The sequence below is a fragment of the Microbispora bryophytorum genome, from assembly GCF_043197435.1.
In the GTDB taxonomy this organism is placed as follows: domain Bacteria; phylum Actinomycetota; class Actinomycetes; order Streptosporangiales; family Streptosporangiaceae; genus Microbispora; species Microbispora bryophytorum.
The window spans coordinates 314,052-328,256 of record NZ_JBICTF010000006.1 but is presented as its reverse complement, the minus strand read 5'-3'; the positions used below and the strand labels follow the sequence as shown (position 1 = coordinate 328,256).

Below are 14,205 nucleotides of genomic sequence, written 5' to 3'. Positions count from 1 at the left end.
CGTCACGCGTCCACCGGCCGGCGCTCCCCGAGCAGCCGGTCGCGCAGGTGATCGACCAGGGCCGCGGGCGTCGGATGGTCGAACGCGACGTTCGCGGGCAGCGCCAGCCCGCTGGCGGAGGCCAGGCGGTTGCGCAGTTCCACGATCATGAGCGAGTCCAGGCCGAGTTCGAACAAGGTGGCGTCCGGCTCGATCACGTCGTCGGAATGGCCGCTGACCTCGGCGACGTGCCCCACGACCAGGTCGAGCAGGAACGCGTCGCGTTCGTCCGGCGACAGGCCCGACGGCATCGGCGTGGCCGCGGGGTCCCGCGAGGTCACCCCTTCGGTACGTGTCGCCGCGAGGTCCAGATCGGCCGGCATGAGCAGCGGTTCGGCCACCGTGAGGGCGTCGTCGAACAGCCCCAGTCCGTCCTCCGCCGAGAGCGGCCTGATCCCGGCGCGCCGCATCCGTTCGAGGTCGGCCTGCCCGAGGCCGCCGCCCATGCCGTCGGTGTCCCACAGCCCCCAGGCGAGTGACGTCGCGGGCAGTCCGAGGGCGCGGCGGTGGTGGGAGAGGGCGTCGAGAAAACCGTTGGCCGCCGCGTAGTTCGCCTGGCCCGCGGTGCCGAGCACACTCGCCACGGAGGAGAACAGCACGAAGGCGTCCAGGTCGAGCCCGCGGGTGAGCTCATGCAGATGCCACGCGCCGTCCGCCTTGGGCCGCATGACGACGTCGACCTGCTCCGGGGAGAGCGCGGTGACCACGGCGTCGTCGAGCACGCCGGCGGCGTGGACGACCGCGGTGAGCGGGTGGTCCGCCGCGACCGCGGCGAGCAGGGCCTGCACGGCGGCGCGGTCGGCGACGTCGCAGGCGACGACCCTGACCTCGGCGCCGTGGCCGGCCAGTTCGGCGACGAGCGCGCCGGCGCCCTTCGCGGCGTCGCCCCGGCGGCTCGCCAGGATCAGGTGGCGCACGCCGTGTTCGGTGACGAGGTGCCGGGCGAACAGCGCGCCGAGACCGCCGGTTCCCCCGGTGACGAGCACGGTGCCGCCCGGGTCGAGGGGCCGGCCGGTCCGGCCCGTGATGAGCGGGACCTGCGTGGGCTCCGGCCGGTACAGGGTCGCGTTGCGTATGACGACCTGCGGCGCACCGGTGGCCACCGCCGCCGCGATCGCGTCCTCGGACTCGGGCGTCCGGTCGAGGTCGACGAGCGTGAACCGGCCCGGATTCTCGGCCTGGGCCGAGCGGATCAGGCCCCATGACGCCGCGTTGGCGAGGTCCTCGACCGGGTCGGTGGGGAGGGCGGCGACCGCGTGCCGCGTGAGGAAGACCAGCCGGACGCCGGCGAGGGTGTCGTCGGAGAGCCACCGCTGGGCGATCTCCAGCGTGCGGTGGGTCGCGCGGCGGGCGGCGGCGGGCGTCATGTCGTCCGGCGGCAGCGGGACGACCACCGCGGCCGGCGGCTCCGCCTCCGCCGCGATCGCCGCCCGCGCGGCGGACGGTTCGCCACCGGGCACCGTGACGACGGGGCGCGGCTTTTCGCGCGGCGGCTCGGCGACCTGCCAGGCGACGCGGTGCAACGCCCCCCGGCGGCCGGACGAACTTCCGAGCTGCTTCGGCGAGACGGGCAGCATGACCAGCGACTCGACGACGACCGCCGGCCGGCCGGCCTCGTCCCACGCGGTGATCGACACCGCGCCGGGGCCGGCGGGTGAGATCCGCACCAGCAGCTCGCGCGCGCCGTGCCCGGATACGGCGACCCCGTTCCAGATGAACGGGATGCGCGGCCGTAGGGTCCCGTCTCCGCCGTCGCTGATCAGGTCGATGAGCGACTCCGGCGCGCCGTCGAGGCCGAGCCCGTGCATCACCGCGTCCAGCAGGGCCGGATGCAGGTCGAACGGGCCGGAGCGAAGGCGCGGGTCCTCCGGCAGCCGGAGCTCGGCGTAGAGATGGTCGCCGTGCCGGAAGGCGGCGCGCAGGCTCTGGAACACCGGACCCCAGCCGTAGTGGCCGTGGGCGTTGAACCGCTGGTAGAAGTCGCCGACCTCGATCGGGACCGCGCCGTCGGGGACGACGGCGTGCGGTGACGGCACGCCGGAGGTCCCGGCCGGTCCGAGGACGCCGGTGGCCAGTTGCGACCAGGGACGCCCGCGTGCCGCGGTCTCGCTCCTGCACCGCAGTGAGAACCCCCGCCGCCCGGCAGGGTCGGCGGGCCCGGTCCGCAGCTGTAGCTCGACCCTGCCGTCCTGCGGCACGATCAGCGGAGCCTTGTGGGTCAGCTCGACGACCCCGGCGCAGCCGCTCTGCCGGGCCGCCCACGCGGCGAGTTCCAGGAACGTCACACCCGGCACGACGACATGACCGTGCACCTCGTGGTCCGCGAGCCACGGCTGCGTGCGCGCCGAGAAGCCACCGGTGAACAGCATGCCGCCGTCGTCGAGCTCGATGGCCTGGTCGGCCAGGGGATGGCGCTCGGCCGCCGGCGGTCCGTCGGCGGCCCGGCCGCGGCCGGAGACCGGCAGCCAGAACCGCCGGTCGTCGAAGGCGTACGTGGGCAGGTCGACGGGCGCGCCCGTCTCGGTGGGGAGGAGGTCGCGCCACATGACGGCCTGGCCCTGGCAGTACGCGTCGGCCAGCGCGGCGGTCAGGCCCCGCACCGCGCCGTGCCCCGGCCGTACGACCGGGATCGCCGTGTCCGGCTGGTCGGCGAACGCGGCGGGACCGAGGACCATGACGCGGCCGGCCCCGCTCTCGGCGAGCAGCCGGACGACGTCGGAAGGCGCGGTCGCCTCCCGGCCGGTCCAGTGCTCGGGGACGGCCAGATCCGCGGCGGTGACGAGCCGGCCGGTCGAGGGGGAGACCATCGACATGGCGGGCTCGCCGAACCGGATGCGTTCGACGATCGCGCGGAACTCGCCGAGCGCCGCCTCCTCGCCGGGCCGCCGGCTGAGCCGGCCGAGGGCGGTGGCCAGAGCCGCGGCGTCGGTGAGGGACAGGGCGCCGGCGACGTACGCGGCGGCCGGCGCGCCGCTTCCGACGCCGAGGACGTGCTCGGGCACCGGTCCGAGGTGTTCGAGCAGCCGGGTGAGCGCGACGTCGAGCGCGAACCGCGCGGCGTACGCGTGGGCGGAGCGGCCGTCCCTGAGCGTGTCCGGGGCGTCGCGGAGCACGTCGTGCAGGGGCGCGTCCAGATGGACGTCCAGCGCGGCGCAGGCGGCGTCGAACTCCGCGGCGAACACGGGGAACGCGTCGTACAGGTCGAGCGCGGCACCGGTTTGCCCAGCGCTTTCCCCGGCGCTTTCCCCGGCGCTCCCCCCGGAGTAGAGGAAGGCCGTCGGCGCGGTCTTCGCGACCCCGCGCACGATGCCGGGATGCTCCTCGCCGGCGGCGAGACGGTCCAGCGCCTCGACGCGCTCCGCGTGGGTCCGGCCGGTCACGGCGGCGCGATGCTCGAACGCGTGCCGGGTGGTGACGAGCGCGTGGGCGATGTCATTGGGGGAGAGCTCCGGGCGACGCCGGGCGAATTCCCGCAGCCGGCCGGCCTGCGCCCGCAACGCCGTCTCGGACCGCGCCGAGACGAGCCACGGCACCGGGACCGGTTCCTCCGGACGCGTCCCGGACACGCGCTCGGGCGCCTCCTCCGGCGGAGACTGCTCGATGACGACGTGGGCGTTGGTGCCGCTGATGCCGAACGACGAGACCGCGCCGCGGCGCGGCCGGCCCGTGCCGGGCCAGGCGGTCGGCTCGGTCACCAGGCGGACCGCCCCCGAGGACCAGTCGACGTGCGGGGTGGGCCAGTCGACGTGCAGGGTCTTCGGCAGCACGCCGTGTCGCATCGCCATGACCAGCTTGATGACGCCGGCCATTCCGGCCGCCGCCTGCGTGTGCCCGATGTTGGACTTGACCGATCCCAGCAGCAGCGGCAGCCGCGCGTCCCGGTCCCGGCCGTAGGCGGCGAGCAGCGCCCCGGCCTCGATGGGGTCGCCGAGCGTGGTGCCGGTGCCGTGCGCCTCCACGACGTCCACCTCGGCCGGTTCGAGCCCGGCGGCGGCGAGGGCCTGGCCGATGACCTGTTCCTGCGCCGGCCCGTTGGGCGCGGTCAGCCCGTTGCTCGCGCCGTCCTGGTTGACGGCGCTGCCGCGGATGAGTCCGAGGACCCGGTGACCGTTGCGGGTGGCGTCCGACAGCCGTTCGAGCAGGAGCATCGCGGCCCCCTCACCCCACGCCGTCCCGTCGGCGGCCGCGGCGAACGGCTTGCACCGGCCGTCGGCGGCCAGCCCGCGCTGCCTGCTGAACTCGGTGAAGACCATGGGAGTGGCCATCACCGCGGCCGCGCCGGCCAGTGCCATGCCGCACTCCCCGGAACGGAGCGCCCGGACGGCGAGGTGCACGGCGACCAGGGACGACGAACACGCGGTGTCCACCGTCAGGGCCGGTCCCCGCAGGCCGAGGCTGTAGGCGACGCGGCCGGAGTTCACGCTCGCCGCCGTGCCGGTCAGCAGGTGACCGGCGACGTCCTCGGGAACGTGCGCGCCGCCGCCGCCGTACTGGTGCGACGAGGCTCCGACGAAGACGCCGGTGTCGCTGTCGCGCAGGGTGGCGGGGTCGATTCCGGCGCGCTCCAGGGCCTCCCACGTGAGCGTGAGCAGTAGCCGCTGCTGCGGGTCCATCGCGACGGCCTCGCGCGGGGTGATGTCGAAGAACGCGGGATCGAACTCCCCCGCGTCGTGGAGGAAGCCGCCGAGGTTCGTGTACGACGTGCCGGGGCGCGCGCTCTCCGGGTCGTACAGGCCGTCGAGGTCCCATCCACGGTCGGCGGGGAACTCCGACACCGCGTCGGTGCCGGCGGCGAGCAGGTCCCACAGGTCCTCGGGGGAGCGCACGCCGCCCGGATACCGGCAGGACATGGCGACGATCGCGATGGGGTCCTCGGACGCGGCGGTGGCGCCGGCCGGGCCCGCGACGGGGGAGCGCTCGCCGGTGAGCTCGGCGTACAGGTGATCGGCGACCGCGGCCGGCGTCGGGTGGTCGTAGGCGAGCGTGGCGGGAAGCGCCAGGCCCGTGGCGGCGGTGAGCCGTTCCGGCAGCTCGACGGTCATCAGCGAGTCGAACCCGAGGTCGCGGAACGGCCGGCTCGGGTCGGTCGCCCCGGCGGAGTCGCCCGAGATCGCCGCCGTGTGGCCCAGCACCACCTGCAGGATCCGCGGGCGCCGCCGGACGGCGGGCAGGGCCGCGAGCTCCTGCCGCAGCCCCGGACCGGACGCCTGGTCCGGGGCGTCCGCCGGAGGGCTCAGCGCCTCCCGCGCCGCCGCGAGGTCGTCGAGCAGCGGACGGGTGCGCCCCGCGGTGAACGGCGGCACGAACCGCTCCCAGGCGATGTCCGCGACGGTCAGGCAGGTGGCGTCGTCGTCCAGGGCGGCCTGGAGGGCGGCGATCGCCCGCTCGGGCGGCATCGCCTCGACGCCGTGCCGGGCGAGGTGGCGGGCGAACGCGGGGTCCGCGCCCATTCCCGGCCCGGCCCACAGTCCCCAGGCGAGCGAGGTCGCGGTGCGGCCCAGCGCGCGGCGCCGCTCGGCCAGGGCGTCGAGGAAGGCGTTGGCCGCCGCATAGGCGGCCTGGCCGGTGGTGGCCCACACGCCGGCGCCGGCGATCGAGGAGAACAGCACGAACGCGTCCAGCGCGCTCTCGCCGAGCAGGTCGTCCAGGTTGGCGGCGCCGGCCGCCTTGGTGCAGGCCGCCGCGAGCTCATCCGCCGTGAGCTCCGCGATCGGTACGCGCCGTCCGACGCCCGCCGTGTGGAAAACCGACCTGATGGGGCCGTGCCCGGCGGTCACGGTGGCGATCAGGCCGGCCAGCGCGGCGCGGTCGGCCACGTCGCAGGCGGCGATGGTGACGGCGGCGCCGGCCGCGGTGAGCTCCGTTTCGAGGGCCTCGGCGCCGGGCGCGGACCTGCCCCGGCGGCTGACCAGCACCAGATGGCCGGCGCCCGCGGCGGCCAGCCAGCGGGCGACGTGCGCGCCCAGGCCGCCGGTACCGCCGGTGACCAGGACGGTCCCGCGGGGACGCCAGGGCTCGGCGGCCGGCTCCGGCCGCGGCGCGGTCACCAGGCGGCGTCCGAACAGCCCGGCGGGGCGTATCGCGATCTCCTCTTCGTGACCCGGTGCGGTCAGGGCCGTACGCACCAGATGCGCGGACCGGATGTCGGCGGGAAGGTCGACCAGGCCGCCCCACAGCCGCGGGTGTTCCAGGGCGAAGGATCGGCCGAGTGCCCATATCTGCGCCTGGGCGGGGTTTTCCACCGGATCCGTGGGACCGGTGCCGACCGCCCCCCGCGTGAGCAGCCACAGCGGGGCGCCGAGCGCGGCGCCGGCCAGGGACCGCACCAGCGTCAGCGACGCGGACAGGCCGCGCGAGATCTCCGGGTGACGCGGGTCCTGGCGGTCGTCGAGCGCCAGCAGCGACAGCACCCCGCCCGGCGCCGCGGCGCCGTCACCGAGCGCGGCGCGCAGCCGCGACGCGAGCGCCTCCGGGCCGGTCTCGCCGTCGCCGTCGCCGTCGGCGATCACGCGGACGTCCGCGCCTCCGTCGCCGAGGGCGCTCGCACACGCGGTCACCCACTCGTGGCCGGCGTACCCGGCCGGAACCACCACGAGCCAGGTGCCGCGTGGAGCGGGAGCCGCCGTCATGGGGATCGGCCGCCAGGCGACGCGGTACCGCGACCCGTCGGCGGCCGCCTGCCCGCGCTGCCGCCGATGCCAGTCCGACAGGATCGGCACGACGGCGCGCAGCGACGACCGCTCGTCCGCGCCGGCGATCCCGAGCGCGTCCGCGACGGCGCCGAGGTCGCCGTCGCCGACGGCGGCCCAGAAGCGCGCTTCGGCGGGGCCGGCCGGGGACGGCCGTGATCCGGACGTGCCGGTCAGCCAGTACCTCCGGCGCTGGAAGGGGTAGGTCGGCAGGTCGGTGCAGGCGTCCGGCCGCCCTGCGCGGCCCGGGGGCCGCGTGACGCCGGCGGTGCGCGCGCGTGCCCAGCCGACGGCCCGGTCGGCGGTCTCGGCCTCGGGGCGCCCGCGCTGCAGGACGGCCATGACCGCCGGCGCCGCGCCTGGTTCGGGTGCCGCGCCGTCGTGGATCGGGGCCGTGAGCGCGGTCCGTGCGAGCGGGGCGAGCACGGCGTCGGGGCTCAGCTCCAGGTAGGACGTGACGCCCTGCTCGGCGAGCCGGCGGACGCCGTCGAGGAAACGCACCGCCTCGCGCGCGTGCCGCGCCCAGTACGCGGGCGAGCACAGCTCCTCCGGGGTGGCGATCCGGCCGGTGAGGTTGGAGACGACGGGAATCGCGGGCGGCCGGAAGGTCAGGCCGGCCGCGACGTCGACGAGGCCGTCGAGCATGCCGTCCATGTGCGGTGAGTGGAAGGCGTGGCTGACGTCCAGCCGCCGGGTCGCCCAGCCCAGCTCCGCGCAGCGCCGGGCGACGGCGAGCACGGCGTCGGTGTCGCCGGAGACGACGACCGAGGCCGGGCCATTGACGGCCGCCAGGCCGACGTTGTCCTCGTGCCCGGCGAGCAGACCGAGCACGGCGTCCTCGGAGGCCCGGATGGACACCATCGCGCCGCCCTGCGGCAACTCCTGCATCAGCCGCCCGCGGGTGGCCACCAGCGTGGCGGCGTCGGCCAGGGAGAGCACGCCCGCGACGTGCGCGGCGGCGAGCTCGCCGATCGAGTGGCCGATGAGATAGTCCGGGGTGATGCCACGCTCCCGGGCCATCGCGTACAGCGCGGTCTCCAGGGCGAACAGCGCCGGTTGGGTGTAGCGGGTCTGGCCGAGCAGCTCCGCGCGGGCCGATCCGGCGGGCGCCCACATGACGTCGCGCAGCGGCAGGTCCAGGTGTGCGTCGAGGTGCGCGCAGGCCTCGTCGAGCGCGGCCGCGAAGACCGCGGACGCCTCGTAGAGCTCACGGCCCATGCCGGGCCGCTGGCTGCCCTGCCCGGCGAACAGGAAGGCGGTCCTGCCGACCGGGCCGGCGGCGCGGAGCACGCCGGGAGCGGACTCACCGGCGGCGAGCGCACCGAGGCCGGCCAGCAGGCCCGATCGGTCGGCCGCCGTGATCACGGCGCGGTGCTCGAAGACGGTGCGGCCCGACGCGAGGGCGTGCGCGACGGCGTCGGTGTCGAGCCCGGGTCGGGCGGCCACGTAGTCCCTGAGCTGCTGCGCCTGCGCCAGGAGGGCCGGCTCGGTCTTGGCCGAGATCAGCCAGGCCGCGGGCGGGTCGTCGTCGGCGTGCGCGGTCCGCGGCGGCCCGGCGGCCGGGGCCTGCTCGACGATGAGGTGCGCGTTGGTGCCGCTGATGCCGAAGGACGAGACCGCCGCGCGGCGGGGGCGGCCGGTGTCCGGCCAGGCGGCCGGCTCGGTCAGGAGCCGGACGGCGCCGGAGGACCAGTCCACACGGGGGGTGGGCTCGTCGACGTGCAGGGTCCTGGGCAGGAGTCCCGCGCGCATGGACATGACCATTTTGATGACTCCCGCGGCGCCGGCGGCGGCCTGGGAGTGCGCGATGTTGGACTTCACGGAGCCGAGCAGCAGCGGCCGGTCGGCCCGCCGGTCCCGGCCGTAGGTGGCCAGCAGGGCCTCGGCCTCGATCGGGTCGCCGAGCGAGGTGCCGGTGCCGTGCGCCTCGACGGCGTCCACGTCCGCGGGTCCGAGCCCGGCGGCGGCCAGGGCCGCGCGGATCACCCGCCGCTGGGCGAGGCCGCTGGGCGCGGTCAGCCCGTTGCTGGCGCCGTCCTGGTTGACGGCGCTGCCGCGGACCAGCGCCAGGACCGGATGGCCGTTGCGCCGCGCGTCGGACAGCCGTTCGAGCACCAGCAGCGCCGCGCCCTCACCCCAGCTCGTGCCGTCCGCCGCGGCGGCGAACGGCTTGCACCGGCCGTCGGCCGCGAGCCCGCGTTGCCGTCCGAACTCGGTGTACATCGTGGGAGAGGCCATGACGGTCACGCCGCCGGCCAGGGCCAGATCGCTTTCGCCCAGTCGCAGCGCCTGGCAGGCCATGTGCACCGCGACCAGCGACGACGAGCAGGCCGTGTCGACGGTCACCGCGGGGCCGCCGAGGCCGAGCGTGTAGGCGATGCGGCCGGAGATGACGCTGCCGGTGCCGCCGGTCATGAGGTAGCCCTTGAGCTCGTCGGGCCCCTCGTGCGCGCGCGGGCCGTACTCCTGCGGTATGGCGCCCACGTAGACGCCGGTGTCGCTGCCCGCGAGCGTCTCGGCGGGGATCCCGGCCCGTTCCAGGGCCTCCCAGGTGACTTCGAGCATGAGCCGTTGCTGCGGGTCCATCGCCAGCGCCTCGCGCGGCGAGATACCGAAGAAGCCGGCGTCGAAGCCGGCCGCGTCCGCCAGGAAGCCGCCGACGGCGGGGATCTGCCAGTCACGGTCGGCGGGCACACCGGAGACGGCGCAGACGCCGGACTCCACCAGCCGCCACAGATCCTCCGGCGAGCGTACGCCGCCGGGGAACCGGCAGGCCATCGCCACTACGGCGATCGGCTCGCCGGCCTCGGCCGCGGCGGCGGCGGTGGCGGCGGCAGTGGTGGCCGGCGGCGCGGGGTCGTCCGCGGCGTGCGGCGTCAGCCCGGCCGAAGGCGCGGCCAGATGCCCGGCCGAATGCTCGGCCAGATACTCGGCGAGCGCGATCGGCGTGGGATGGTCGAAGATCAGCGTCTCCGGCAGGCGCAGCCCGGTCGCGGCGCTCAGGCGGTGGCTCAGCTCGACGCCGGTGACGGAGTCGAGGCCGAGGTCGCCGAAAGTGTGCCGCACGGCGACGGCCTCCGGCGACGAATGGCCGAGAACGCCGGCGACCTGCGCGCGTACCAGCGCGATCGCCGTTTCGCGCCGTTCCGCCTCCGGCAGGCCGGACATCATGTGCCTCCACGCGCCGGCGTCGCCGGCCGGCGGCGTGGCCGCGGCGGGGGAGTGGCCGGGGCCGGTCGCCCCGGCGGCCGGCGCGATCCAGTGCGACGTGCGCTGGAAGGCGTAGGTCGGCAGGTCGACCAGGGCCGCCTCGTCCGCGAAGACGGCGGACCAGTCGACGTCCGCCCCGTGGACGTGGGCCAGGGCCATCGAGCGCAGCACACCGGCGCGGTCGGGCCCGGCGGCGAGGACCGTGCTGCCGTCCGTGCCGCCGTCCGTGCCGCCGTCCGTGCCGCTCTCGCGGGACGCGTCGAGTGCGGCCTGTATCGCGCCGCTCAGCAGGGGTTCCGCCGCGACCTCGATGAAGACCCGGTGTCCCTCGCGGACCAGGGCGCCGACGAGTGGACCGAGCCGATCGGGGGCGTCCGCGGGTGCGGAGCCGACGGCGGCCCGGTCGAGCAGGCCGGCCGTACGCGTCGAGTGGCAGGGGATCGCGCCGTCGCCGGGCAGGGCCGGGGAGGGCGTGCCACGTCCGCGATCCGCGCCGCCGGCGATCAGCTCGGCGCCCTCGTCGAGGCTCAGCAGACCGGCCGCGCAGGCGGCCGCGATCTCTCCGTCGAGGTGGCCGACGACCGCGTCGGGCCGGACGCCGAACGACCGCAGCGTCGCGGCGAACGCCACCGCGACGGCCCACGACGCGGACCGGGCGGCCTCCGGCATCTCGGAGCGGGGCGCTCCGGGCGCGCTCCGCGACACGTCGAGGGGCGAGCGGCCGGTGAGCCGCGCGAGCGCCTCGGCGCACTCGTCCAGGTGGCGGCGGAACATCCGCCCGAGGGGCGTGGCCGCGTCCATCGAACCGCCCGGCGCGGTGAGCCGGTCGAGGACGTCGCCGGGTGCCGTCCCGGGAAACACGAGGACCAGCCCGGCCTCCTCGCCGGCGTCCCCGCGGAGGAGATTCCCGGCCGGTGCGCCCTGCGCCGCCGCCGCGAGGCCGGTCAGGAACTCCGCGGGGTCGGCGCCCAGGATGACGGCGCGCTCCCGCAGGGGCGCCCGCGTCACGGCGAGCGAGCGCCCGACGTCCATCGGCAGGAGCCGCGGGTCGGCCTCGGCGAACTCCATGAGCCGTCCGGCCTGGGCGCGCAGGGCCTGCCCGGTCCTCGCCGACAGCACCCACGGCAGGAGCAGGCCGTCGGCGGCGGCGCGCGCCGCCGGACGCCGTGCCGGACGCTGTGCCGGACTCCGCGCCGGACGCCGTGCCGGAGCCTCGCCCAGCACGACGTGGCAGTTGGTGCCGCCCATGCCGAACGCGGAGACGCCCGCCACCAGCGGCCGGTCGGGCTTCGGCCAGGGGGACAGCCCGGTCTGGACCCGCAGGCCCAGCCGCTCCAGCGGGATCGCGGGATTCGGCGTGACGAAGTTGAGGCTCGGCGGGAGCTCCCGGTGGGCGAGGCTGAGGGCCACCTTGAGCAACCCCACGATTCCGGCCGCGCCTTCCAGGTGCCCGACGTTGGTCTTGGCCGAGCCGACCGCCAGCCGGTCGCCGTCCGGCCGCCCCGTCCCCAGGGCCGCGCCGAGCGCGGCCGCCTCGATCGGATCGCCGACCCGGGTGCCGGTGCCGTGCAGCTCGACGTACTGGACCTCGGTCCGGCCGACGCCCGCGCGGCGCGTCGCGAGCTCGATCACCCGCTCCTGCGCCTCGCGGTTCGGGACGGTGAGAGCGCCGGCGCTCCCGTCGTGGTTCACGGCGCTGCCGAGGATCACGCAGTGGACGCGGTCCCCGTCGGCCTCGGCGAGGCGCAGCGGCTTGAGGACGACGGCCGCGGCGCCTTCGCCGCGCACGTACCCGTTGGCGCGGGAGTCGAAGGTGAAGCAGCGGCCGTCGGGTGACAGGGCGCCGAACCGCTCCGCGCCGACCGTGCTCTCGGGCACGATGGTCAGGTTGACCCCGCCCACGATCGCCAGCTCCGCCTCCCCGTCGCGCAGGCTCTCGCAGGCGAGGTGGACGGCCAGCAGCGACGAGCACTGGCCGCTGTCCACGGCGAAGCTCGGCCCGCGCAGGCCGAGGTGGTGGGAGATCCGGTTGGCGATGACGCCGCGGTTGGAGCCGGTCAGGGTGTGGTGGGTGATCCCGGACGGCCCGTTGCGGTGAAGCACCGTGTCGTAGTCGCCGGACATCGTGCCGACGAACACGCCGACCGGGTGATCCTTGATCGAGGTGGGCGCGATCCGGGCGTTCTCCAGCGACTCCCAGGCGAGCTCCAGCATGAGCCGATGCTGCGGGTCCATGGCGGCGGCCTCGATCGGCGGGATCCCGAAGAACTCGGCGTCGAACTCGTCGATCCCTTCGAGGAACCCGCCTCGCCGGTGTCCCGGTGCGGCCTCCGGCCGGCCGGGAGGCGGATCGGTGATCGCGTCCGTGCCCGACCGCAGCAGCCGCCAGAATCCGTCCGGGTCGGGCGCCTGGGGAAGCCTGCAGGCCAGGCCGAGCACGGCGATCGGTTCGGCGTGGCTCACCGCTGCTCCTCCCGGCCGTCGCCTTCGGCGAGGACGGGTCTGCGGCGCCAGGCCGCCGGGTCGTCCGGATCGCCGGGCGGCCCGGCACAGATCACGTACCGGCCGGGAGCCATCGCGGTGTACCGGCCCGTCAGCAGGCTCATGCAGGCGTCATGGGCCTCCCGCGGTGTCCGGACGGGGCCGCCGGCGGTGATGTAGGCGGTCAGGACGGGGCGGCCGTCGTCGTCCGGGACGGCGATCACCCGGGCCGGGACCCGGACGGCGTCGTCGACCAGTCGCTGCACCTCCGGCAACTCGATCCAGCAGCCGTCCACCCGCTGCCACTCCGGGCCGCGGGTGACCGGTGTCAGCCCGGTGATCTCGGTCATCCGGCGCAGATCCACGTCCCCGGTGGCGGCCGCGGCCAGCAGCCGGTCGATCCCGAGCAGCAGCGACTCGATCTCGGCCGCGGGCACCAGATCGGCGTGGCCGGTGGTGAGGCCGAGCAGCGGCTCGCCGTCGGAGTCGATGACCCGCAGCAGGAGCAGCACCCGGAAGTACGGCGGCACGTGCCAGCGGAGGGCGGTCCGGGCGAGCGCGTCCCGCGCCGCCTCCGGCGGCCCGGCCGGCCGGGTCTCGCCGTCGAAGTCGAAGAGGTTGATGTTGCAGGCGCAGTCCCGCTGGAACAGCACGCCGCGGCGGTCGCCTATCTCGGACTGCAGGCTCTGGAGCAGCTTGACGTCGTACAGCCCGTGCATGGCCGCCCGGAGCGTCCCGCTGCCGGCCCGCCGGATCAGCTCGTCGAAGCTGGTCGTGCCGGCGTCGACCGCGAGCAGGGTGTCCTGCGCCAGGGTGCCGACGTAGTCGTGCAGGTTCCGGCCGATCCGGTTGTTCGCCAGCGAGGCGAAGACCAGGTCCGTGCTGCCGGTGCGCCAGGCGAGCACCGCGCAGAAGGCGGCCGACAGCACCATGGGCAGGGTGGTCTGGGTGCGCGCCGCGATGTGCGGCAGCGCGAGCCGCAGCGCGGGCGAGTCGAGCCAGCAGCCGAGCGGGTCACCCTCGCCGGAGGCGGCGCCCGGCACCGCGTAGTCGTGGCGCACCTCGCGTTCGCCGCCACCGGTCGGCCGGGGCATCGCGTACACGCTCTGCGGCATCCGCGACATGTGCTGCCCCCAGTATCGGAGCGACGCCTCGGCGCGGCGCCGGCCGCGTGGGGAGTGCTCGGCGGCCGCCTGGTCGACGGGCTGGTGCGTGAGCGGCCCGGCGCGGCGCTCGGCGGGATGGCGGATCAACCAGTTGAACTGCCGGACGACCACGGCCAGGCTCTCGCAGTCGACCGCCAGGTGGCTGCACGCGATGAGGACCAGCCGGATGGCGCCGTCGCGTACGGCGACCGCCGCGCGGAGCATCGGATCCCCCACGTCGTCCACGGGCCTGGCCTGGAGCGCCGAGATGAGATCGGTGACCTCCACCGGGTCGATGGGCGAGCCGGCGCCGGCCGCGGTCTCGTACACGTCGACGGCCACCTGGCCCGAGCCCGACACGCGCTGGCGTGCCGAATCGCCGGTGACGCAGGACGTCCGCAGCGACTCGTGGCGCTCGACCAGGACGGCGAGCGTCTCGGCCACGTCGTCCAGCGTGGTCCCGTCCGGCACCGTGACGGCCCACTCCATCATCCGGTACAGCCCGGCCCGCGTGTCGTCGCCGAGCCATTCCAGGGTGTTGATCTGCCCGAGTGTCAACGGCGCCTCCACCGCGCGTTCTCCGGCGTATTTAACAAGCATGCGTTCGGTGAAAGTCAGGTCACCCATGCCGCCTCCTGAGC

The 14,205-nt window shown here is 75.9% G+C and carries 2 protein-coding genes; both read right to left on the bottom strand.

Going from position 1 to position 14,205, the window contains the following annotated elements:
• Window positions 1–2 precede the first annotated feature (2 nt).
• Window positions 3–12,401 (bottom strand): type I polyketide synthase, encoded by a 12,399-nt coding sequence (locus ACGFIB_RS22280; RefSeq protein WP_393374598.1) that lies wholly within the window; start codon window positions 12,399–12,401, stop codon window positions 3–5.
• On the bottom strand, window positions 12,398–14,191 hold the full coding sequence (locus ACGFIB_RS22275; protein ID WP_167748378.1) for a condensation domain-containing protein: 1,794 nt from the start codon (window positions 14,189–14,191) through the stop codon (window positions 12,398–12,400). Before ACGFIB_RS22275 ends, ACGFIB_RS22280 begins: the two co-directional genes overlap by 4 nt.
• Window positions 14,192–14,205 lie beyond the last annotated feature (14 nt).